The organism is Hyphomicrobiales bacterium (assembly GCA_039973685.1).
Lineage (GTDB): Bacteria > Pseudomonadota > Alphaproteobacteria > Rhizobiales > JACESI01 > JACESI01.
This window is the reverse complement of sequence record JBDWKL010000053.1, coordinates 47429-70774: the sequence shown is the minus strand read 5'-3', so window position 1 is coordinate 70774 and position 23346 is coordinate 47429. Positions and strand designations below refer to the sequence as shown.

The following is a 23346-nucleotide window of genomic DNA, read 5'->3' as shown; positions in this document are numbered from 1 at the left end:
GTAGTGTCTGTTACAGTAAAGCTTACTGTTTCAGATCCAACAGTTACTGATACGTTATCGCCAGTTGAAAAGGACGTGCTAGAAATGTCTAGAGACGCATCAGTGCCAGCAGTTGTAGTAGCGGCTCCAGATTGTGCATTCAAGCCGAGGCTAGATGCGGCGTCTGTAAAGTCAACACCTTCAACTGTTAGGCTTGATGAACCACCTTCGTTGAAAACAACCTGAAGGTCATCACCAGAAAGAAGGTTTGTACCGTTAAATGACGCATCACCAGCAAGATCTTCGATCTGGCCAACAATTTCATCAAAAGCAGCAGCAGCTTCAGCACGAGCAGCAGGGTCTTCTGTTTGAAGAGCAGCTGTTGCTTGTGCACGTGCACTATCAACAAGATCTTCAATAGCAGAAATACCTTGGTCAGCGGCTTCAACTGTACGGATCGCTTGCTGCTGGCCGTCGAGCAAAGTGCCCAAGTCAGAAGCACGGTTGTTCAAAGCAGAAGCTGTAAAGAAAGCTGTTGGATCATCAAGAGCAGAATTTACGCGGTTACCCGTCGCAAGACGTTCCTGAGTTGATGAAAGTAGGTCAGCTGTACCTTGCAATGAGCTCAATGATGAACGAACTGCAGATGAGAGGTTAATATCAGACATTCTTGTCTTCCTTTTCTAGGTTTAAGTTTTCAGTCGCCATTCTTGGCAACACCGTGAACCTACTGAAAAGGGGAATCCATCTCCTTAAAAAGCATGGTAAAAATCGCATTTACCATCTTTAAGTTGTTCTTTTGGTTAGCGAATTCTAAATTCGTTAATAGATCGTAAAAGTAAGAATTCATTCACCAAAACGGATGGCAAAAAGCCTTGTTTTGCTTGAAAAAAAACGAGTGGATGTGAAGGATATTTTGCGTATTGAAGCTAAAGTAGGGGCGTTTTGGTGCCCGCTTACTCTGTTACCCGTGCTTCTTCTTTACTGCCGAGATATGCTCGCAAGTTAAGACGTGCTTCTTCTGGGTACTGCTGAACCACTTCGCCAGTCGATACATCAATAGATTTAAAGATGAGGGCGGCTGTTTCTCTGTCGCGTTCGAACTCACGACGAATTTCACGTTCGCGATTTTGAAGTGCGACGGAATCAAAAGCCTCAACCTGATCAAATGATGGTTCTTCTCTCGCTTCATTAGGCTGCGGGGCAGGCACTTCACGGAAGGTGAGGGAGACAGAATCCGAGCTTGCTGTCCGCTGAACCGTTTGGAACTGCGGCAAGTCAGTCGCCTGTGTTCCCCTGCTGGTGACATTCGTGTCACCAGATGGGACCGGCGCGATTATCGGGATTCTACCGATATCCATCGTACCTACTCACTCTACTGGCGCTGTTTAAAGATTGAAAAACTACAGCGCTTTACTCTTGAGGATCAAAACTAATCCCTAAAAGTTAAAGTGAGATTGGGGAAGGTGGACAATCTTCTGTTGCGAAAAAGTAGAAGAATTTCGATAAATTTTATTCAAAGTGTAGGTATTTAATTTCGCCTATGAGGACTTGTCCAGCGTTAGTCCAGGGGACGCAATTTGTGGTTGCTGGTTTACTTGTCCATAGGCACTGTATGTGGTTGGCGCCTGATTTTGCCCCATCTTCTTTGCGACGCCCTGTATGAGGTTACGTGTAACGTCACGTGCGGTTTGAAGGGCCGCAAGGTTCATCTGCAAGAGCGACTTGAAGTCTTCATGGCGGTGGCGCAGCTTTTCTAAGTTCTCTGGCAGCATGCTGTGCAAGGCTTGTTCTTGCTTGCGTGCGCTTTCCATTAGTTCGACATAGGCTTGCGCATACTCTGTCTTTCTGGACTCCAGTTCAGAAGCGGCAAAAAGTTTTCCTTCGCGCACCAAACGGGTTTCAACTTCGATCAGCTCAATCAAGCCTTCCATCGATGTTTCAAGACGGGCTAGTAATACGTGGGCATCCTCTTGGCTTTCGACAGGCATTGGGGTGCGGATTACGGGGGCTGAATAGGTCATGACTTACTCCTTACTATCGACTGTATCATTTTCAGTGGTTGCATCTTGTGTGGTTGATTGCTCACCGGTTGTTGTTTCTTGCAGTTGGATGAGTTGATCGTATACGTGATCTGCAATGCCAAGATTGGCGGAACTTTGTATGCTTTTGGCGTATTCATCTGTTAGCAGGCCAGACCATGTTTCCTCAGCAAAGCCACCACCAAATTCATTGTCTTTTGCCAAACCTTCAAACACAGGGCGAAGCAGCGCTGCTAAAAAGCTCGCTTCAAACTCATTGGCTTGCTCGCGAGCTTTTGCGTCATAGTTCGGATCATCACTGTCTGGACGGTTCAATGTCGGTGCATTGGTCGTCTGCGGTAAAAGCGGGCTTGCCAGTGTGTTGAGTTCAGACATTATAAGACCTCTATCTCCGCTTGCAGAGCGCCTGCAGCTTTGATGGATTGAAGAATGGTGATCATGTCGCGAGGGCCGATGCCTAGAGCATTTAAGCCATCAACAAGATCTTTAAGAGTGACACCTTCATTGATGATGCCAAGTTTTGCATCTGTTGCTTCATCAACTTCGATTTGTGTGCGAGGGGCCACAACAGTCTCGCCTTCACCAAATGGTGCTGGTTGGCTAACAACCGGTGTTTCAGTGACCAGCAGAGTGAGGTTGCCTTGTGCGACCGCGACTTTTGAAACTTTTACATCACGGCCCATCACAATAGTGCCCGTCTGTTCATCAATCACCACGCGGGCTACTTGATCAGGTTCGACGATGAGTTGTTCAATGTCTGTGAGCAGGTCAACAATGTTGCCATTGAATGATTTAGTCAGGCGTAACTGAACTGTTGCCGGATCAATTGGTTCTGCTGTGCCTCGGCCAATGAAGGCATTGACGGTTTTTGCAATGCGGCGCGATGTTGTGAGGTCTGGATTGCGAAGGGCGAGGCGTACTTTGCGCAGGCTTGCTAATTTGAACGGAATTTCACGTTCAACAATCGCGCCATTTGTAATGCGACCAGATGTTGGAACACCTTGCACAATGCTTGCTGCTTCGCCTTGAGCTGCAAACCCTGCAATAGCAATTGGGCCTTGCGCCAATGCATAGACATCGCCGCCAGCGCCTAGAAGCTGCGTTACAAGCAATGTGCCGCCGCGCAAGCTTCCCGCATCACCAAGCGCGCTCACGCTTATATCTATTCTGGAACCTGCTGTTGCAAACGGCGGAAGGTTTGCAGTGACCATGACGGCTGCCACATTCGCTGTACTAAAGCTTGCATCACCGACGCCAGCGCCAAGACGATTTAACATCACGCGCAAGCTTTGCTCTGTGAAGGGGGCGTTGTTTAGGCTATCGCCGGTACCGTTTAGGCCAACAACAAGGCCGTAGCCTACCAATTGGTTTTCGCGAATGCCCTCAAAATCGGCAATGTCTTTAATGCGCGAGGTTGCGTCCGCAGATTGGAGTAGGGCCATAAAGGTGAGAATGAACGCGCTCAAAAATAACAATCCAGATGCGCTTTTGCGAGCCGAATCAATGAATGCAAGTGTCGTAGTAACTACAGTTATTTGAGTGCGATGTTTAATCATGAGCGTCAATGGCAACCTTACTTATTACATTATGCGCATGTATATGCAGGGGATGTGCCAAGCTTCATCCTTATTTGTGTTTTTTGTATCCTATTGTAATATATGACTTTATTTTCTTTTTCATATATTCCAATGTTCGATTTTATTGAACTTACATGGAAAAACTTACCCAGCCGTTAACCCGTAATTAACCCTATCGGCAAAAACCTACCTTCAAGAAAAAAACGCAATCACAATAGGAATTGGTGGCAATGCGCATTGAAAACTCAGGCCCATTAGCGGGTATACGCGGCACGAAGAAGAGCGCGAAATCTGGATCGTCTTCCAGCGAATTTTCAGTATCAGAAGACGAAGAATTACAAGCAGCACAGAATGTATCGAACGCTAATAATATAACAAATTTAGATGCACTTTTATCGCTTCAAGCGGTAGATGACCCTTTGAATAGTAAGAAAAAATCCGCGGAACGTGGCTTTGATTTGCTTGATCGTCTGGATGAGATGCGGCTTGGAATGTTGAGCGGGAAATTATCACCTATTCAGGTGACAAGGTTGGCGCAGAAGGTCAAAAACCTTGGTCGTACCGGTGACGAGAAGCTTGATTCTATTCTTTCAGATATCGATATGCGGGCCCGTGTTGAACTTGCTAAAATTGGTGTTTATGACGTCTAAAGGCTAATTTTTAGGCATATATCAACAATTGCTATTTTGAAAAACTAATATACAACAGTTAGTTATGCTACTCACTGAGAAATGAGCAACGAATTTACTAATGCTTGAATTCTCTCATTGTGTGATACGAGCAACGCGACTATATTCCGGCCCATCGGGGCGCATCTGGGAGTGATTTATGACCACGGACGCAGTAGGAGCTTACAAGCCGAGCGAAGATGAGGAGTTTATGAATCCTCTCCAACTCGAATACTTTAGAAAAAAGCTTGTAACTTGGAAGAATGAAATTTTAAGCGAGAGCAAAGAAACACTCATTAATCTCCAAAAAGAAAGCCAGAACCATCCAGACGTTGCTGATAGAGCTTCATCTGAGACAGATCGTTCTATTGAGCTGAGAGCGAGAGACCGTCAGCGTAAGTTGATTGCGAAGATCGATTCAGCATTGGCGCGCATGGATGATGGTTCTTATGGCTACTGCGAAGAAACAGGTGACCCAATTGGTGTTGGTCGTCTTGACGCACGTCCAATTGCAACCCTTTCATTGGAAGCTCAAGAGCGCCATGAAAAACGCGAAAAAGTCTATCGCGACGATTAATTTCCAAGTTAGAGGCTGATTTACTTTAGCCTCACTTTGATTTTTGAACTGTGTGATAGCGGCACCCGTAGTTATGGCTACAGGTGCCGCTTCACTATTTTGGACTGCTCAAATTGGGGAGCGAGCAGGCCGGCCTTACCGTTTAAATTGGGGAGCAAACGGCAAGGGATCTTGTTGGTTTTGTGACTTAGAATGGCGCAACAATATCGACGATTTGTTGTCCGTATCCAGGTTGTTGAACATCGGTTAGATGACCGCGCCCGCCATATGAAATGCGCGCTTGTGCGATTTTCGTCGATTCGATGGTATTGTTAGGTTGGATGTCGTCCGGTCTGATGATGCCGGCGACGATTAGTTCGCGAACCTCAAAATTAACCCGAACTTCTTGTTTCCCTTCAATCACCAAATTGCCGTTTGGTAATTTTTGTACGATCACTGCCGCGATGGTTGTCGTTAGCTCTTCGGAACGTTCAATTGATCCGTCGCCATTGGTGTTGGTATTCGCGTTCAAGCTAACCACAGCGCTGGTATCACCGATACCAGGAATGAGATTGAACAAGGAACCAAGTAAGCCAGTTCCCACACCAAGGCCGCGTCCTGCTGTGCGTGTGCGGTCGGTTGTGTTTTCAAACTCGGCTTCATCATCAATGGTGACATTGATTGTTAAAATATCCCCGACGCGCCGCGCTCGACCATCCCTGAAGAAAGATTGGTCGTTTGAACGCCAAAGTGAATTGGCGGTATAAACGGCAGGTTCTGGCGCTGGCATTGGCAACGTCACTGGTTTGTACCCAGGGGAAGCTGTTGGATCGCCGATATTTGAAAGAGCAGGGGGCTTCCCAATTTCGCTGACTTTTGAGGATGAACTGCATCCTGCTAGACCGATGGGTAAAGCGAGTAAACTAGCGATTAGGAGGGTTTGTTTTGACAAAACGCGTAACATTACTGAACCTCAGTTTGGCTTGTTTGCTGGTTTGCAGCGAAAAATGGTTTGCGTGGTACGACCAGCACTTCACCAATATCGGTGACGCGGCCTCTAACAACGCGATTGGATTGTAAGTTTCTAATTGAGACGACAGCGTCTTTTGAACCGTCAGAAAGCGCGCGCCCTTGGGCTGTTAGCAGCAGACCAGGAACGGAATAAGTGATCGCAACTGGATCATTCGAGCGCACCAATAAAGGCGGGGCGAAGTCATGGTTCCGTAACACTGACCCTTGTGACAAATTGCGAACTGTCGCCATGCCAACTGCAGGCGAGGGGCTGGTTAGGCTGCTCGCGCGTACTTTTTCTTTTGGAAGGCGGGTAACAACAAGGTCACCTTCCGTTATGACGTCTTCCCGCCCCAGATCACGGGTGAGCGTTATAACACTCGCCATCTCGGTAAGGACACCACGAACGGGAACATCCCGTATTCCATTGTGGCCGGAATAGCTCAGGGTCGTTTGAAACCGTTTGTCGTTTTTGTTGAATACAAAGTTATTGATGGAAAGTGCTGTTTCTGCACGAGGGTCCGTATGAACTCTGGTTGGAATTGATGACGTTGTGATTTCAAAGTCAATTTTTTCACTCATCTGGTCAGAAATATAATGCCGTAATTGCTGTTTTGCTTCATCGCTGTTCACGATGATGCTTGGGCGGTTAACGGTGACTGATTTGATGCCATTGAGCTCAAGTTCATAGATGCCAATATCATGTGCTTCTTCCGCCACCCGATAAGCACTTATCTTGCCGGACTTTCCAATATCTGGCGCTAGAAATAGTGGCTCATCTTGGTATTCATCCAATCCCTCAAAGAGGTCACCGGCGACAACCACAGTTGAGTACACGGTGACGTTCTTTTTCAAAGAAGCGGCATTGATATTTGATGACGCGGCGAAGGCTGCCACTGTCATCAAACATGCTACAAGCTTTACTTTCGGTGATTTCATCGTATCGACCTCCGGGTCAATGGCGTGTGGTTAGATTATTACTGAAGAACTTGCCCAGCAGCCTGCATCATCTCATCGGCGGCAGAAATCACCCGTGAGTTCAGCTCGTAAGCGCGCTGTGCGGTAATCAAGTCAGAAATTTCTGCAACGGCTTCAACGTTTGAACCTTCAAGGAAACCTTGCAGCAATGTGCCAAGGCCATCCTCACCAGGGTTGCCACTTTGAGGGTCGCCACTTGCAGAGGTCTCAACAAAAAGGTTGTCACCAATCGCTTCCAACCCGCCTGGGTTGATGAAGTTGAAAAGTTCGATGGTGCCAACATTGGTAGGTGTGGAATCATTGCCAACAACGACTTCTACCTCTCCATCATTGCTGATGGTGATAGAGCGGGCATCTTCTGGAATGGTGATGCCATTGCCAACTTGATAACCATCGAGGGTAACAATTTCCCCATCTTGGTTTCGTTCGAAAGAACCATCTCTGGTATAAGCTTCTCGACCGTCAGGAAGGCTGATTTCAAAATATCCACCGCCTTGGATCGCAAGGTTTAGCGGTTGCTCTGTTTGGTCTAGAGACCCTTGGCTTAGAACCCGGCTGGTCGCGGCGAATTTTACACCTGAGCCAATTTGAATGCCGGTTGGCACCACAGTGCCTGAGTTCGAAGAGCTGGAACCTACTCGCCGCAAATCTGAATAAAGCAGGTCTTGGAATTCTGCGCGCTGTTTCTTGAAACCAGTGGTTCGAATGTTGGCAATATTATTCGCGACCGTTTGAACGTTTTGTTCTTGAGCGCGCATGCCAGAAGCGGCTGTTCGTAAAGCTTGCATCTACTTCTATCCCTATGCGTTAACTTGAACACGGCCAAGCGTACGGATCGCGTTTTCACGCAGATCATTTTGCTGGCTCATTATGCTGGTTAGTTCTTGGTATGACCGTTGAACTTCGATCATTTGTGAAATCTGATTAATCGGATCCACATTGGCAGATTCCAATGCGAACTGAGTAATGCGGGGTGTTTCAAGAGCGCGGGCATTTTCTCCTTCAAAGAGATTTTGCCCCTTGCGGGTCAACGTTTGCGGGTCGTCGAATGTGACGACGCGCAAGCGACCTATTTCGCCATTGGTAGCTGAGATCGTTCCATCACCATTAATCGTGATAGATGTATCGTCAGGATTAAATTGGATTGGGCCGCCTTGACCCAATACGGCATGACCATCGTGATTAGTGAGTTGGCCGTCTGGATTGAGGGTAAAAGAACCGTCGCGTGTGTAACGTTCACCCGCTGGTGTTTGAATAACGAAGAAGCCTTCACCCTTGATGGCTACATCAAGTTGGTTACCAGTGGTCTCGATTGTACCAGTGCCAAAATTTCCAACGGTTCTGTCATCCAGCACGAAACGCAGGTCGCGGTCGGTGGATTTAAATTCTTCAGCGCTCGCAACAGGCATGAGGTATTCCTCAAAGAGCATGTTCTCGCTCTTATAGCCGGTCGTGTTTACGTTCGCCAAATTGTTGGCGACTACGTTCATCTGCCTTTCAAGCGCACTAACGCGTGAAAGGGTAATAAGCTGTGCGTTCTCCATAACGAACCCTTTTAGCTCCCAAAATGTAACCAAGGCTCCCCAGCCCGGCTTTGCATCAACGCTCCCCAGCGTATCTGCATGGAAACCTCTTTGCATGCAGCGTGCCAACTTGTTAAGTCATTGAAAATGCTCGATTTTTGTTTTTTTAGGGTTGTTTTGAGCTAGGCAGTTTGTGCCTCTGGGTAAAATTAGTCGGCAAAAAATGCCTAGTTCGTTAGTAATCGTTAAGAAAATGCAACCTTTCGTTAACCATTCAGGAACTAAGGTTTGTTTGTGGCAAAATTCCGCTTCGATTTGGTGAGAACCTTCAGTGGAACAAAAGATTTTAAGCAGGCGGTGGCATGGCGAACGAAGCTGTTGAAGGTGATGAACTTCTTGATGATGAAGAAGGTTCCTCAGGTGGCAAGAAAAAGCTGATACTGATAATAGTGGTTGCATTGCTTCTGATCGGTGGCGGTGCGGCATTCTTTATTCTGGATCCATTTGCTGAACCAGAAGAAGTCGCTGGGACTGAAGAGAAAATTGAGGCACCTGAACCTGTGGTGTTCTTTCCTCTTCCAGCCATTACCGTTAATCTAGAAAATGTCGCTGGCCGCCAACAGTACTTGAAGCTTAAGGCAACGCTTGAATTGCGCGATCAAGGTGAGATTTCAAAAATTGAACCGTTAATGCCGCGTGTTTTGGATGCGTTTCAGGTCTATCTGCGCGAGCTTCGTACAACAGATATTGAAGGCTCAGCTGGTATGTTCCGACTGAAGGAAGAGCTGCAAAGACGCATTAATATCGCGGTTTATCCAGTTGAAGTTCGCAAAATTCTTTTCGAAGAAATTCTAATCCAATAAGTCAGGAGTTTAATCGGTTATGGCTGAGGAAGATGATTTTGAAGAAGACGATTTAGCCGCCGCGTGGGGTGAGGCGCTAGAAGAGCAGGGTGCTGAGAACGCCCAATCGCTGACGGCTCAATGGTCGAGCTTGATGGATGGCGACGACGATGAAGCTTCGAATAAAAATGCGGATCGTCTGCTCGTTCAAGAAGAAATTGATGCCCTTATGGGCTTTCGGGCTGATGAGCTTTTAAGCGCAGACCAAAATGGTGTGCGTGCGCTTATCAGTTCTGCGTTGGTCTCTTACGAGCGCCTTCCAATGTTGGAAGTGGTGTTCAACCGTCTTGTAAGATTATCCACGACATCGCTACGTAATTTGACATCAGATAACGTTGAGGTATCTCTCGATTCCATTTCGTCAGTGCGTTTTGGTGACTATCTAAATTCTATTCCACTGCCGGCAATTCTATCGGTTTTCAAAGCTGAAGAGTGGAATAACTTTGGTCTTTTGACGACCGATTCATTGCTGATTTACACGATTGTCGACGTTCTGCTTGGTGGTGGTAATTCTTCAGGTGCAGCACGGGTGGAAGGCCGCCCTTACACAGCAATTGAACTTGGTCTGGTCCAACAATTAGCTGGGCATTTGTTGAAAGATGCTCAACAAGCTTTCGAACCAGTGACACCTGTTACCTTTACTTTGGACCGGATGGAGACAAATCCAAGATTTGCAGCTCTCATTCGCCCTGCCAATGCGGCGGTTCTTGTTCGGTTGCGTATTGATATTGAAGACCGTGGTGGTGATGTTGAGCTGCTTCTTCCTTATGAAACAATTGAACCTATCCGCCATTTGCTGCTGCAAATGTTTGTTGGTGACAACTTTGGTCGCGATGTTGATTGGGAGCGCCATCTTGCAACACAAGCCAATGCTGCCGATGTGACTGTCGATGCCATTTTATTTGAAAAAGAAGTTCCACTTTCTGAAGTGATGGACCTTTCAGTCGGCGAGACCCTTCTTCTGCGCCAAGACCCAAGCGAGACGGTTGAATTGCGGGTTGGCAATGTCACCATGAGCGAGGGCCAAATTGGTCGCATCGATGATAAAGTATCCGTACAGGTGACGCGCGAGCTCAAACCACAAAAAATGACAATAAATGGCTACGAAAAAGCCATATCTGAAATGGAGGCAAGTGCAACATGACGTCTGGTATCTTTATCGAAGGATTAGTGATTGTCCTGCTGGCTGCTACCATTGTTTATTGCTATGTATTGAGCGGTAAATTGAAGAGCTTGAAGCTAGAAGAAAACGCACTGCGTTTGACGATTGCTGAATTGATGACGGCGACTGAGCTAGCTGAGCGCGCGATTAATGGTCTTAAAGTGACCTCTCACGAAAACCTAAAACATCTTGGTGTGCATGTTCGCGAAGCTGAAAAGCTTAATGTTGAGTTGCGTGCGAATTTGAGCGAAGGCGAGGAATTGGTGCATCGTATCGCTACGATTACGCAGGCAGGCTCCATTAATAAGCCGCTACCTTCTCCACGCCGTGCTGTTTCAAGACCAACCACTTCGCAACCGCGTGCCGTAAGCGAATTGGCGGCTGAAGCGACAGCCCGCATCAATGCCTTACGTCGGTCAGGGAGCTAATCATGCGCCTATTGCAATTATGTGCTGTTGCAGCTTTTGCTCTCTTGTCCATTAAATTGATTGCTCTGGCTGCCAGTGGCGCTTTCGATGACATCGCAGTTTCTTCTGCAAGCGCACAAGATGCTGATAAAAAAGACGCCGATGCTGAAGCAGAAAAAAAGCCTGCAAAGAAAGAAAAGCCGGCGCCTCGTGATGTAACTGCTGACCTAGGCGCTGATAAAAGCAGCCGGGATGCTTTGGTCAATCGATTAGGTGACCGTCGGGAGGCGTTGGAAACGCGTGAGCGCGATCTGAAACTGCGCGAGGAGCTTCTTGCTGCAGCAGAAAAACGATTAAAAGCGCAAATCAAAAACCTCAAAAAGCAAAAAGAAGACGACGAAGGACCAGAGGGTAAATCCAGTAAACAAAGCGCCAAAGACTTGGTGATCATTTATGAAAGCATGAAGCCAAAAGATGCAGCGAAGATATTCAACGCTCTATCGTTGAACGTACTCTATAGTTTGGCGACTTCTATGAACCCTCGCAAAATGTCGGCGGTGCTTGCTGAGATGGATGTAAAGGCTGCTGAGCGCCTTACAGTGGAGATGGCTGCGCAGTCAATTTCTAAAAATTCAGCGCGAGATAAAAGAAAACTCCAAAAAATCGGCGGGTAATCGCCCATTAACCAACGGCTGCTAGTGTTGCGCTAAGAGTATCTAAGCGTGGCGTATCATGTTGTTGTATCGAGTTCGAGCAAACGCTTATCAAAGCAATCGTAAAGGCGGGGCAGTTTTTGTCTGGTCGTTGCTTCTTATTATCTTTTTTCTGTTTCAATCGGTAACCGCTTTTGCGCAGATTTCTGTGCCATTAAAAACGAACGTTACCGTGAGCACCAAGAATGGCCATGGTCGTTTAGCTATTCAGCTTCGAAACCGAACTAAATTCATCAAACACAGTATCTCAACAGATGACAACGTTCTGGTTATTCGCCTGAGCGAACCGTTGGAAATCGATGTTGAACGGCATGTGCGTGGTCTTTCTGATTATGTTTTGGTTGGACGTCGTGATCCAGAGGGTGGGGTACTGAGGTTCGCACTAAATGTCGGCGTTCGCGTTAATACGATGGCGGCGGGCGAACATTTGTTTGTCGATTTCCTACCGGGCAATTGGCAGGGTCCCAATCCATCAATTCCTGAAGCGATCGTTCGGAAATTAGAAAATCGCGCAGAAGATGCACTTGAACTTGCAGAACAAAATGCCATTGCTCAGGAAGAAAATGGTGTTGTACCCAAGTTTGAAATGCGCGTGGGGCGTCATCCGACCTTTACCCGCTTCGTCTTCAATTGGAATGTGCCTTATAGCGCGGCCTTTAAACGTGAAGAAGATGATGCAATTTTAGAGTTTGATCGCAAAGGGACCTTCGACTTTGCACCCATCAATGCTGACTTGCCTGCGTTGATCAAGAAAGTTCAAGGGGCAACCGCCGACGATACGACCATTGTAAGAATCAGAATGGATAGAAAATCCAAAGTACGTTCATACGCAGATGGAGAATCGTACATCATTGATGTTACCCATGAAAAGTTGATTGGGAAAAATGATAACGCCGTGAATGTTCCGCTTTTAATAGGTGGCTTGCCGAGTGTGCCTGAAGGAGCGAAGGATGTTTCATTTACAGAAAATAATGGTGGCGAACGTGCGCTAGCTGAGCTGCCTGTTGCGCCACCTGCTACCGAAGATAAAGAAGAGCGGACGGGCAATGAGCAGCAGCCTCAAAGTGCCGGTAAATCTAATGAAAATCGTGAAAGCGCTCTAGAGCTGTTTGGATCTTCTGAAGATGTGACGGTTGAACAGGAACAAGCTTTGGATGGCTTGAAGGATGAGAATGCTAAACGCAATCCAGAATCTGTTGATGCCGACCAAAAGAAGATAGAAGGCCTTTCCGCCGTTGAAGCGTCACTCAATCCGAGTAAAGACGCACTTCGCCTCGTCTTCCCCTTCGAAACCGAAACACCGACCGCTGTGTTCAGGCGTGATAAAGCTGTCTGGATTGCGGTTAAAACGGACAACATCATCGACGTTTCTGCAATCGAGACGTTGTTGGGCGATTTTGTGCGCTCTATCGATGTCGTTGAAAAAGGCGAGTACAAAGCAATCCGAATTGGAATGCCAAGTGCACAGCTTGCTTCGTCTGCGGTTGAAGAGAACAACTGGGTGATTTCAATTGGAAACTCAATCATCCGTGCTTCTGAACGGCTTTCTGTATCACGTGGCGTGAATGCAAAGGGTGGGTTATTCCTCCAAGTTCCTCTGGAAAATTCTGCTGGTGTTGTAGAAATTGTTGATCCAATTGTTGGTGATACCTTGCATATCTTGTTGGCTCATGCGCCTGCCCGAGGGCTTTTGCGAGCGCAGAGCTTTGTCAAAGTTGAGATGTTGCCATCGGCGCATGCCTTTGCTGTGGCAACACTCGCCGATGATATTAAAGTCAAACGCCATAAGAAATATGTCGAGATTTTTTCAGAAACTTCATTGAATCTTTCCCCTGTAAAAAACCTTCGCTCTTCTTCGAGTGGAAAATCTGAACAGGCTGAATGGTATGATGTGCCGCTTGAATATGATCCGGCAAATTATGCGGAGCCAGCCGCTTTCCTGCGGAGAGAGGGCGAATTTATTAAGGCCGTTATTACCAGTGGAAAAGAAGATTTACCAAAAGCTCAAATGAAATTGGCGGAGTTTTATGTGGCCAACAACTATGGCCCAGAAGCGCTGGCTGTTTTGGAGCGAGCGATCAAAAGCCAGCCGTTGCTGGAGAACAAACGTCTGTTTGTTTTGATGAAAGCGGCTGCCCAAATTGCCATGGCTCGTAATGAGGAGGCATTGAATACGCTAGCGGTTGAATCGTATTCAAAAGATCAGGATGCCGCCGTATGGCGAACGATTTCGGCAGCAGGTGCGAGTAAATGGGAAATTGCTCGAAAGAATGCGACGCTTGGGCGGTCAAAATTAGCATCCTATGATGCCGATACCAAACAATCGTTCTACTTGTCGGCGGCAACAGCCGCCTTGAAACTTAATGATCTCAATGATGCGAAACGGTACCTGGGCAATATTATCCTTCGGAATGCGAAAGACCAGCAACGGGGAAAATATGAAGTGCTGCAAGGAGAATTAGCACTTGCTGAAGGGCGTCTTGAAGACGCCCGTTTTTTCTTTAACCGTGCTAACGCCATTGACGATATTCGCGTTCAAGCCGAGGCACGTTTGCACCTTGCAATGCTTAATCATGAAACTGGTAAAGCAAACAATCAAGAAACGATTGATGAACTTGAAGCCTTCGCTGCCGTTTGGCGCAATGATGATTTGGAGCTATCAGCATTAAGGTTCTTGGGTAAGGTTCTTGCGGTTGAAAAGAATTATCGGCGGGCTTTTCAATTGGTTGAGACAGCTGCGATTTCTAATAATGAATCACCCATTACCCGTGCCCTTCAAGATGATATGAAAGAGTTGTTTATTAGCTTGTTTCATGGTGGCAAAGCGGATGGACTGGATTCAGTAGATGCTTTGAGCCTCTATTATGATTTTCGCAATCTAATGCCGATTGGTCGCATTGGTGATGAGATCGTGCGTAATCTTGCCCGCCGTTTGATCGATCTTGATTTATTGCCACAGGCAGCTGAACTGTTAGAGCACCAAGTTGAAAAACGCCTAAACGGTGTTGCACGCGCTCGCGTTGCTGCTGACTTGGCGGTCGTCCAGCTTTTGGACAATAAGCCTCACCGTGCTTTGACGACATTGCAAAAATCACGCTCGGCCAGCTTGCCTGCCTCTTTGCGTCGTCAGCGTCGCTTGGTCGAAGCTTATGCCTTATCTGAGATAAACAGATTTGATGTTGCTCTTGAACTACTTGATCCATTGACTGGTGATGATGTGAATCGACTGCGTGCCAATGTGAATTGGGATGCACGCAGATGGAGTGATGCAGGGGAGCTGTTAGAGAAAGCGCATGGTGGCCGCTGGTCTGATGTTGCACCGTTGGAAGCTCATGAGCGCTTAGATATCATGCGTGCAGCGATCGCTTACTCTCTTGCAGACGATGATTTTGCTCTTAATCGGTTGAACCAAAAATTTAGTCAGAAAATGTCTGAAAGTACGGATGCTGGGACATTTGGTATTTTGACTAAACCTCTGACCAATCGTAGTTTTGAACGGGATGTCGCGGTTGATTCAATCTTGAATATCGGCACCACCGATTCCTTCCTTCGCGATTATCGCAGACGCTATTTAACGCCACGTGCGCGACTGGCAAAACCGCGTAAGGCAACGCCAAGTCCAGCTGTTCAAAACGATAATCAACCTGCTGCGCCAAAGGCTGCATCAAGTTAAAGTTTATGCGTTGAGGAATGGCAGCTAACCGCTGCTGAAGCTTCGTACCAAGCTACCTGCGACCAAGTGCCAACCATCCACCAAAACAAAGAAAATTAGCTTGAACGGTAGTGAAATCACAATCGGCGGTAGCATCATCATACCCATCGACATCAAGATGGAGGCGACCACCAAGTCGATGATGACAAAGGGCAGATAGAGCAAGAACCCAATCTCAAAGGCGCGCTTAAGTTCGCTGATCATAAAGGCCGGGATCAAGACGCGCATTTCAAGCTCTTCTGGCGTGTCGGGTAAATCCACCCCGCTCATATCTTGAAACAGTTCCAAGTCCTTTTCACGCACATTGCCTCGCATGAAGGCGTGAAAGGGTTTTGACGCGTTGACCATTGCTTCACTGAGTTCAACCTCTTCCTTGATCAATGGATCAAGGCCGGCGTTATAAGCCTCTTCAAGCGTCGGCATCATAATGAAAGAGGTAAGAAACAACGCCAGACCAATCATCACAGAGTTGGGCGGTGCTGTTTGTAGTCCAATAGCTGACCGTAAAAGGGATAAAACCACCACGATACGGGTGAATGATGTCACCATCACAAGCAGCGACGGTGCGAGGCTTAAAACAGTGACCAAAGCAATGATTTGTATGGCACGCTCGGTGACCGAGGTACCTTCATTAAAATCAATCGTAATCCCCTGCGCGTAGGCGCCGGTTATTGCAATTGTGCAAACACAAAATGAAACCAGAAAACCAATTGCACCATGGCGAAAGATTGCCGTGGATAAATTGCGAAATTGCCGTAAACGGTCCTTAAAAGGGCCTGAGTTACGATCAATTTCGTCTGTTTGTTTTGTTGTTTGCCGCGTGTTTTTACATCGCGGAAGCCACATTATCCCTTAGAGTCCCCAGCTATTTGGTTGAGAAGACGATCCATATCGTTCCCAACCTTAGCTGAGTCGCTAGGTGGCGTTATCACTGGTGTTGTTGTTTTGGGTGGTACAGCTGCTTGTTGCGGTTGTGCAGCCGGTGTTGGCTGAGGTGCTACCGGTGCTGCTGGCTTTGGCGCTGGGGCTTGTTGGGCAGGTGCTTTTGCTTGTTGTGCAGGTGCTTGTTGAACCGGCGCTGGTGCAGGTGTCGCCGGCGTGGGCGCACGTTGTGCAGCAGCTTGTGGCGCGGCACTTTGTGTAGGCGTGGGTGCTGCAGGGGTAGGGGTAGCGGCCATTCTTGCAGCTCCCGTTGGTGCTGGTGGTTGGCTCGGTCGTGGCCCTGCTGCTGAGCGATTTATGCCAGCTTCAACCAAAATGTCGCTGGTTCCACCAATCATAATGAGGTGCTCAACATTATCGCGGCGAACAAGCACGAGGCGGCGTTTGTTATCAACGGCTGCTGCTTCAATAACGCCAAGTCTGTTCTGGCTCTTGTTACCAAACATACCGCCGGTAAATGAGCGTAATACGCGCAATAATATGATGATCAATACGATGACTATTAGAAGGCCAACCCCGATGGCGGCATATGTGCCGACAGCTTCACCCAAAACGCTGTTAAACCACTCTATCATTTTTAATCCCCATTTTTCGGAAAGCTTATCTTGTGCGCAGCATCTTTCCGCCAAATAGTCATAACGCAAATAATGGACTTTCGCGCAATGGTTGTTTTTTGAAAAGCTGCAAAGTGTTGCGAAATTATCGACAAATTCTGATAAAAAACGAAATTTTAAGACTTTGTTAACTATAACTAGGCAAAAATTGCCCAGTTGGTGGTGCGTTTAGGATGATGGCTTGGCGAATTATGGTTCGCCTCCTTGCAGCCTCGTTTTATCGACATCACCTCGATTTTTGCAGCGTATTGCTGGGGAGCAACGCTATGGACTTTTTAGGTTTGCCTGTTTTTGCAGCGCTAAAAGGCAAGATGCAGTGGCATCAAGCCCGTCAAGGTGTGTTGGCTGAGAATATCGCCAATGCGGCGACGCCTGGTTATGTCGCTAAAGACATGGCTCCAATGGGCAAGGGCGGCCTGAAAATGGCGAGCGCTAATGCAACCTCTGGTTTTGCTGCGTTGGTCACCAACTCGAAACATATCCCCGCTGCTATTGCACCAACGAGCGGTCTTAGCGGCGCACGACCTTCCTCCTCTTTCGAGATTACACCAGACGACAACTCGGTGGTTTTGGAAGAGCAAATGATGAAAATTGCCGGTAACCAAATGGATTATCAGGCAGCAACCTCGCTCTATACGTCAAACCTTGGCTTGATCAGGACCGCAATCGGTCGTGGCAGCTAGGTTTTGGTAGAGCACAGATAGGACGTTCACTATGGATTTTATGAAGTCACTTTTCGTTGCTGCTTCTGGTTTGAAAGCACAATCTGGGCGCATGCGGGTGATCGCGGAAAATATCGCAAACGCGGATTCCACCGGACGCACACCAAATGCGGACCCTTATCGTCGTCGTATCCCGACGTTTGAAAGCATTTACGATACCAAAATGCAGGCAAACAAGGTTGAACTAGGCCGTGTTGAAACGGACCGCAGTGATTTTCGTACCCGCTTTAATCCCTCCCATCCAGCGGCTGATACGGAAGGGTTTGTGAAAATGCCAAATGTTGATCGATTGGTGGAAGCCGTCGATATGCGCGAGGCGCAGCGAAGTTATGAGGCAAACCTCAACGTCATTTCTTCGACACGAACCATGCTTGCAAGAACACTCGACATTCTTCGCGCTTAATAAGCCTTAGCTAAAGGAAATTTTCCATGACGGTTCCAACAACAGCTGCAACCAATGCTTATCAAGCAACAGCAAAGCTTGCTGAATCTATCGCTAACGGCGGGAATCAGGCAGGAAGTAATCCAGCATCAGCGATTGGCGATAGTTTTACAGACATTCTAGGCCAAGCGGTTAGTAGCGTTAGAGAAGGCGGCAATAATGTGGAAACACAAACATTGGCCGCAGTACAAGGTAAGGGTGACATGATTGATGTGGTGACAGCGGTTGCTGAAACCGAGGTCGCCCTCCAATCGATGGTTTCCATTCGAGATCGTGTGATCTCGTCTTATGAAGAAATTATGCGGATGCCAATCTAACGCATCCGCCCTAACGGGTTAGGAGAAGCGTGTGACAGGCCAAGAAGTTCTCGACCTTGCACAAGACAGCATATGGACGCTGCTTTATGTCGGGCTGCCGATCATGCTGACAGGTCTGTTTGTTGGTCTGATTGTCGCGCTTATTCAGGCTTTGACACAGGTACAAGAGCTTACCCTCGTCTTTATCCCGAAAATTATCGCAATGTTTCTCGCTGCGATTATTGCACTGCCATTTATGGGGGCGATAATGAACAGCTATACCGAGCGAATTTTCGAACGGATTATATCAGGATAGATGCGTGACCATTGATTTCCTGCCCCAGATTGCCTTTGCTTTCATCTTGATTTTTGCGCGGGTGGCAATGATTGCGACCTTGATCCCGACGATCGGCTCGCAATCCATTCCGCAAAACATACGGCTAGCGATCGCCCTCTTAGTGACATTGCTTCTCGTGCCAGTGGTGTCCGATGTAATTCCACCTATGCCGACCACGGTTCCGGGGTTGGCGTTTTTAATCGTGGGTGAGATTATCATCGGGTTCTTTATTGGTGGCACGGCGTCAATGCTGACGGCGGCGTTGGAAACGGCGGGTGCGACGATTGCGTTTCAAACCAGTTTGTCTGCGGCGCAAAATACCAATGTGCAAACGCAAGTGCAGGGTACCTTGGTTGCAAGTTTCCTTTCCATCATCAGTGTGACCTTGGTCTTCGCAATGAATATCCACCACCTCGCACTCGCGGCCATGCATGACAGCTACCAGCTGTTTAAACCGGGCAACTTGATGCCTGTGGGGGATATGACGACGGCTGCTGTCGATGTGTTTTCTAAATCCTTCAAAATAGGGATACAGCTGTCTGCGCCGTTTATCGTCATTGGCTTTGTTTTTAACGTGGGCGTCGGTATTTTATCGCGCTTAATGCCACAGTTCCAAGTCTTCCTCGTTTTGCTACCAGCCAACTTGCTTATTGGCTTCCTTGCATTGGCCGTGCTGATTGGCACGATGATGATGTGGTACGTTGAACATCTTCGCGATGGCCTTTCCATCTTCTTGGTCAATTAGGGGACGGGTATGGCAGAAGAAGCAGAAGATGGTGGTGAAAAAACCGAAGACCCAACCGACAAGAAATTGCGGGACGCGCATGAGAAGGGCGATGTTGCCAAAAGCCAAGAGGTCAATGCTTGGTTTGTGATGGCTGCTTCTCTGGTTGTTGTGGGAGGCTTTGCAGGCGGTACAGCCTCAAAGCTGATGGTTTCTTTTCGAGGTATCGTTGAACAGTCGGATTCGATTTCAGTCGATAGCGCGGGTTTGGCGAAACTTTGGTCGGAGATGGGTAACGTCCTTATGCTGCCCATGCTTTTGCCGATGCTGGTTATTGGCTTTGCAGGCTTGATGGGCAATATGATCCAGCATGCCCCGCTCTTATCCACGGAACCGATTACACCTAAGCTATCAAAAATTTCGCTGATTGCTGGATTTGGGCGCTTGTTTTCCAGCCAAAGTCTTTTGAACTTTGGCAAAGGCGTGATGAAGATTGTACTTGTCACCATGGTTATGGTGGCGGTGTTGTGGCCGCAGCGCGATCGCCTTGATTTGATGGTGCATACAGATTTGAACCTGCTCTTGCCGATTGTCCAAGAGATGACGGTGCAAGTGGTTGGCGCGGTCCTCATCCTTTTCACTGTTATTGCTATTGTTGATTTCATTTATGAAAAGTGGAAATGGATGCAAAAGCAAAAAATGACGCTGAAAGAAATCAAAGACGAACATAAAGCGCAGGAAGGTGACCCACAGCTTAAAGGTCGTATCCGCCAAATTCGCTTAGAACGTTCGCGCAAACGGATGATGGCGGCTGTTCCTAAAGCCGATGTTATCGTCACCAACCCGACCCACTTCTCAATCGCCTTGAAATATGAGCGCGGTATGAATGCGCCGGTGGTGCTTGCTAAGGGTGTTGATGATGTGGCGTTTCGTATTCGAGAAGTTGCCAATGACCACAAAATTCCGCTCGTGGAAAACCCACCACTCGCGCGTGCACTTTATGCGACTGTCGATATAGATCAGGAAGTGCCAGAGGAGCACTACAAGGCTGTGGCAGATGTTATTAGCTATGTCATGAAGCTGAACCATCGAGCGGCGTGGCGCTCATAAAGCACTCAAATCAAGTTGGAATTAAAAATTCCGTGAATAGCGACGATTTCACTGAACTATGGTTACGCTTTTACCGCGACTTAAAGGTTTCGCTTGCATACAATATGCCAACGAAATCAGATCGAATCAGTTGATTTTTACCTTAAAGGGCGAAGTGCCGTGAACGCCAACGAAAACAAGAATGAAAAAACCGAGTACAACTTGGTACCTGCTTATGGCGAACAGCGCATGCAGTTGAAGAAATCAGGGGTTGGTTTGCTCCTCCTGATTGGCATTCTCATTGCGGCCCTCGTTGGCACCTTCATCTATCTTGGTGAAGAAGTGGCGCGCCCATTTTTGCTATTCATTTTGGGCGTTTTAGCTGTTTTCGGTATTTTCACCTTGTTTGCAGCAGCCGTTGGTTTGTTACGCTTTGGCGAAGGTGCGCCAGTGCGCCGCCATGAATATCCGTTTTTGGAATCTTTAGAAGGTGCACACACCATCACCAACAAAGATGGCCAGATGATTTTTGCAGATCTCACCTATGCCAAACTTATTGGTGCGGTGACGGAGCAAGACATTCGCTCTGTAGAGCGGGTATTTGGTTTGGAAGAGGGGCTTTCAGAACCCATTTTCAGGCTTTCTGTTGCGGCCAGTGAAGGGCGTCCTGTTAGCGAAGAAGTTCGCTTGGAAAATGCGATTGGTGAAACAAACCAAGATACGAACGAACCGCGTTGGTACCGTATTTCGGTGCGTCCAGTGCGTTCAGCGAACAACGATAAACTTGACATGGAAGCCAGAACTATCTGGCGTGTCGAAGACATTACTCGCGATCGCGAAGACCAAGAGTTTGCCTTCCAAGAATTGCAAAATGTCATCAATTATCTTGATCACGCTCCGGCTGGTTTCTTCTCCGCACAATCTGATGGCAAGATCACTTATCTCAACGCAACGCTTGCTGGTTGGTTGGGGCTAGACCTCACTGAGTTTGAACCGGGTAAACTGCATCTTCACAGCATCGTACGTGGCGATGGCGCTGCGCTGTTGAATGCGGTGAAGGCATCTCCAGGCGAAGTGCGTACTGAGACTATTGATCTTGATTTTGTTAAACGCAGTGGCCAAAGCCTGCCTGTTCGATTGCTGCATTTGACACCGTTTAAAGCTGATGGTGCGCCAGGCCCAACGCGGACCGTTGTTCTTAATCGTTCAAATATTGAGCAAATGGACGACGCCAATGTTGATGGCGGCGCTCGGTTCCAACGGTTCTTTAATTCTGCACCGATTGCGATTGCAGGCATTGACCGCCAAGGTCGATTGGCGCGTGCCAATGCCGCTTTCATTCGTCAGTTCCAAACGGGAGCCTTGGAAGACAATCAAGTGCAACTGCTCGACCTGATTTCTGACACGGATCATGAAAAGCTGACATCCGCTATTGGGGCGGCAATGGATCAGCAAAGCGAGATTCAACCGGTTGATGCAGCCTTGACTGGCGAAGAGCAAGGCAATGCGCGTTTGTTCATCAGTGCGGTAACAGGCATCGCAGCGCAAGGTCCATCGGACCAAGAAGTGGCGGTTGTTTATGCGATAGACACCACACAGCAACGCGCGCTTGAACAACAATTTGCCCAAGGCCAGAAGATGCAGGCAATTGGCCAGCTTGCTGGCGGTATCGCGCACGACTTTAACAACATGTTGACGGCGATCATCGGGTTTTCAGACCTTATGCTGCAAAATCACGGACCGAGTGACCCGTCGTTCCAAGACATTATGAACATCAAAAATAATGCAAACCGTGCGGCCGGACTTGTTCGTCAGTTGCTTGCATTCTCACGTCGCCAAACGTTGCGACCAACGGTTATTGATCTTCGTGATGTGATTGAAGATTTGAGTATCTTGCTTGAGCGTTTGCTGGGTGAAAATGTTCGTCTATCTGTCACTCATGGCCGCGACTTATGGGCGGTGAAGGCTGACCTCAACCAGCTTGAGCAAGTGATCATCAACCTTTCCGTCAACGCCCGCGATGCGATGCCGGATGGCGGTGATCTAACTATCTCAACTTACAATCTTACACCTGCAGAGTGTGACCCACTGCAAATGAAGGGGCTGATTGCTGCTGAATATGTGGTGATCAATGTCACGGATACAGGCACGGGCATGACGGAAGAGGTCATGGCTAAGATCTTTGAACCGTTCTTCTCGACCAAAGATGTGGGCAAGGGGACAGGGCTTGGGCTTGCGACTGTTTATGGCATTATCAAGCAAACTGGTGGCTATGTTTATCCAGTCAGTGAAATTGGGACGGGCACAAGTTTTAAAATCTTGCTGCCACGCCACATTCAAGAAGAGGTCGAGGAAGAAGTTCAAGTGGTGGAGCCGCCACGTGATCTATCTGGTTCTGCCAGCATTCTTTTGGTGGAAGATGAAGAAGCCGTTCGTGCGTTTTCCGCCCGTGCCCTCCAAGCGCGCGGATATACCGTTCATGAAGCCTCCAGTGGTGTTCACGCTCTTGAGGTGATGGAAGAGGTGGAAGGCGAAATTGACCTTGTTGTCTCTGACGTTGTGATGCCGGAAATGGATGGCCCGACTTTGTTGGGTGAGCTGCGTAAAGTGCGCCCAGATTTGAAGATCATCTTTGTGTCAGGCTACGCAGAAGAAGCATTTGAAAAACACCTTGCAGAAGGGGAGAAATTCCACTTCTTGCCGAAGCCATTCTCTTTGAAGCAACTGGCGACCAAGGTGAAAGAAGTGCTGGATGGTTCTGAAGTGCTGTAAGGCTATCGCTATTCTTTAGGCGATGGAATTTTATTGCCTTTTGAAAAATTTCGTTTTAAATGGACTAGCTCGCGATGATGGCGTTGTCGCACATGAGCATGTGTTTTTGCTGCCCTAGCGCAGTTTTTTCACTGTCCTGTACGCCCGGATTTTTACCGGGTTGCTTGACCAAATGCCC

General features: G+C 47.8%; 25 protein-coding genes. 14 read left to right on the top strand and 11 right to left on the bottom strand.

Translation table 11 applies throughout. The annotated features are described in order from the left end of the window. From ABJO30_14760 to ABJO30_14740, 5 genes are all read right to left on the bottom strand, one after another. Positions 1-647 (bottom strand): hypothetical protein (locus ABJO30_14760; GenBank protein MEP3234084.1); only part of this gene is annotated, 647 nt, incomplete at its 3' end. A gap of 288 nt (positions 648-935) precedes the next feature. After that, positions 936-1340 carry a hypothetical protein gene (locus tag ABJO30_14755; GenBank protein ID MEP3234083.1) on the bottom strand — a complete coding sequence of 135 codons (405 nt, stop codon included), beginning with the start codon at positions 1338-1340 and terminating at the stop codon, positions 936-938. A 180-nt stretch (positions 1341-1520) separates the two neighbouring features. After that, the gene (locus tag ABJO30_14750) at positions 1521-2003 is read right to left on the bottom strand and encodes a hypothetical protein (GenBank protein MEP3234082.1); all 483 of its coding nucleotides are present in this window, start codon (positions 2001-2003) and stop codon (positions 1521-1523) included. A gap of 3 nt (positions 2004-2006) precedes the next feature. After that, positions 2007-2396: a rod-binding protein gene (locus ABJO30_14745; GenBank protein ID MEP3234081.1), complete on the bottom strand. Its 390-nt coding sequence runs from the start codon at positions 2394-2396 to the stop codon at positions 2007-2009. Beyond that, a complete protein-coding gene (locus tag ABJO30_14740; GenBank protein MEP3234080.1) occupies positions 2396-3463 on the bottom strand; it encodes a flagellar basal body P-ring protein FlgI in 1068 nt (355 codons plus the stop codon). The genes ABJO30_14745 and ABJO30_14740 overlap by 1 nt, the downstream gene beginning before the upstream one ends. A gap of 365 nt (positions 3464-3828) precedes the next feature. Here ABJO30_14740 and ABJO30_14735 point away from each other — a divergent pair, with 365 nt between their 5' ends. Both ABJO30_14735 and dksA read left to right on the top strand, forming a co-directional pair. Next, positions 3829-4248, top strand: coding sequence for a flagellar assembly protein FliX (locus tag ABJO30_14735; GenBank protein MEP3234079.1), 420 nt, complete (start codon positions 3829-3831; stop codon positions 4246-4248). Between the two features lie 178 nt (positions 4249-4426). Next, positions 4427-4843, top strand: a complete 417-nt coding sequence (gene dksA, locus ABJO30_14730; protein MEP3234078.1) for an RNA polymerase-binding protein DksA — start codon at positions 4427-4429, stop codon at positions 4841-4843. A 187-nt stretch (positions 4844-5030) separates the two neighbouring features. Here dksA and flgH read toward each other — a convergent pair whose 3' ends face one another. From flgH to flgF, 4 genes are read right to left on the bottom strand one after another with little or no spacing between them, the layout of a single operon-like run. Then, a complete protein-coding gene (gene flgH / locus ABJO30_14725) occupies positions 5031-5786 on the bottom strand; it encodes a flagellar basal body L-ring protein FlgH (protein ID MEP3234077.1) in 756 nt (251 codons plus the stop codon). Beyond that, entirely contained in the window at positions 5786-6772 is a 987-nt protein-coding gene (gene flgA, locus ABJO30_14720; GenBank protein MEP3234076.1) for a flagellar basal body P-ring formation chaperone FlgA, read from the bottom strand. Before flgA ends, flgH begins: the two co-directional genes overlap by 1 nt. A gap of 38 nt (positions 6773-6810) precedes the next feature. Next, the gene (gene flgG / locus ABJO30_14715; protein ID MEP3234075.1) at positions 6811-7599 is read right to left on the bottom strand and encodes a flagellar basal-body rod protein FlgG; all 789 of its coding nucleotides are present in this window, start codon (positions 7597-7599) and stop codon (positions 6811-6813) included. A gap of 12 nt (positions 7600-7611) precedes the next feature. Beyond that, the gene (gene flgF, locus ABJO30_14710) at positions 7612-8451 is read right to left on the bottom strand and encodes a flagellar basal-body rod protein FlgF (protein ID MEP3234074.1); all 840 of its coding nucleotides are present in this window, start codon (positions 8449-8451) and stop codon (positions 7612-7614) included. Between the two features lie 245 nt (positions 8452-8696). Between flgF and ABJO30_14705 the strand changes: the two genes are divergently transcribed. From ABJO30_14705 to ABJO30_14685, 5 genes are all read left to right on the top strand, one after another. Further along, complete coding sequence (locus ABJO30_14705; GenBank protein ID MEP3234073.1) at positions 8697-9197, top strand: flagellar basal body-associated FliL family protein; 501 nt, start codon at positions 8697-8699, stop codon at positions 9195-9197. Positions 9198-9216: 19 nt separating this feature from the next. Beyond that, positions 9217-10380, top strand: a complete 1164-nt coding sequence (gene fliM, locus ABJO30_14700) for a flagellar motor switch protein FliM (protein ID MEP3234072.1) — start codon at positions 9217-9219, stop codon at positions 10378-10380. Next, entirely contained in the window at positions 10377-10826 is a 450-nt protein-coding gene (locus ABJO30_14695) for a DUF6468 domain-containing protein (GenBank protein ID MEP3234071.1), read from the top strand. Before fliM ends, ABJO30_14695 begins: the two co-directional genes overlap by 4 nt. A 2-nt stretch (positions 10827-10828) precedes the next feature. Continuing rightward, the gene (locus ABJO30_14690) at positions 10829-11479 is read left to right on the top strand and encodes a hypothetical protein (GenBank protein MEP3234070.1); all 651 of its coding nucleotides are present in this window, start codon (positions 10829-10831) and stop codon (positions 11477-11479) included. A 211-nt stretch (positions 11480-11690) separates the two neighbouring features. Continuing rightward, the gene (locus ABJO30_14685) at positions 11691-15191 is read left to right on the top strand and encodes a hypothetical protein (GenBank protein ID MEP3234069.1); all 3501 of its coding nucleotides are present in this window, start codon (positions 11691-11693) and stop codon (positions 15189-15191) included. A gap of 24 nt (positions 15192-15215) precedes the next feature. Here ABJO30_14685 and fliP read toward each other — a convergent pair whose 3' ends face one another. Beyond that, entirely contained in the window at positions 15216-16076 is an 861-nt protein-coding gene (gene fliP / locus ABJO30_14680) for a flagellar type III secretion system pore protein FliP (GenBank protein MEP3234068.1), read from the bottom strand. Continuing rightward, positions 16076-16747, bottom strand: coding sequence for a hypothetical protein (locus tag ABJO30_14675; protein ID MEP3234067.1), 672 nt, complete (start codon positions 16745-16747; stop codon positions 16076-16078). The genes fliP and ABJO30_14675 overlap by 1 nt, the downstream gene beginning before the upstream one ends. Before the next feature lie 305 nt (positions 16748-17052). On the opposite strand from ABJO30_14675, the gene ABJO30_14670 reads away from it, so the two are divergent. The 7 genes from ABJO30_14670 (at position 17053) to ABJO30_14640 (ending at position 23168) form a co-directional block, all read left to right on the top strand. Next, positions 17053-17469: a flagellar basal-body rod protein FlgB gene (locus ABJO30_14670; GenBank protein MEP3234066.1), complete on the top strand. Its 417-nt coding sequence runs from the start codon at positions 17053-17055 to the stop codon at positions 17467-17469. 31 nt (positions 17470-17500) lie between these two features. Beyond that, the gene (gene flgC, locus ABJO30_14665) at positions 17501-17911 is read left to right on the top strand and encodes a flagellar basal body rod protein FlgC (GenBank protein MEP3234065.1); all 411 of its coding nucleotides are present in this window, start codon (positions 17501-17503) and stop codon (positions 17909-17911) included. Positions 17912-17937: 26 nt separating this feature from the next. Next, on the top strand, positions 17938-18267 hold the full coding sequence (locus tag ABJO30_14660; protein ID MEP3234064.1) for a flagellar hook-basal body complex protein FliE: 330 nt from the start codon (positions 17938-17940) through the stop codon (positions 18265-18267). A gap of 31 nt (positions 18268-18298) precedes the next feature. Further along, positions 18299-18562, top strand: coding sequence for a flagellar biosynthesis protein FliQ (gene fliQ / locus ABJO30_14655; protein ID MEP3234063.1), 264 nt, complete (start codon positions 18299-18301; stop codon positions 18560-18562). Positions 18563-18566: 4 nt separating this feature from the next. After that, positions 18567-19328 carry a flagellar biosynthetic protein FliR gene (gene fliR / locus ABJO30_14650; GenBank protein MEP3234062.1) on the top strand — a complete coding sequence of 254 codons (762 nt, stop codon included), beginning with the start codon at positions 18567-18569 and terminating at the stop codon, positions 19326-19328. Between the two features lie 9 nt (positions 19329-19337). Continuing rightward, positions 19338-20417, top strand: coding sequence for a flagellar biosynthesis protein FlhB (gene flhB / locus ABJO30_14645; protein MEP3234061.1), 1080 nt, complete (start codon positions 19338-19340; stop codon positions 20415-20417). Between the two features lie 159 nt (positions 20418-20576). Then, on the top strand, positions 20577-23168 hold the full coding sequence (locus ABJO30_14640; protein MEP3234060.1) for a response regulator: 2592 nt from the start codon (positions 20577-20579) through the stop codon (positions 23166-23168). Positions 23169-23346 lie beyond the last annotated feature (178 nt).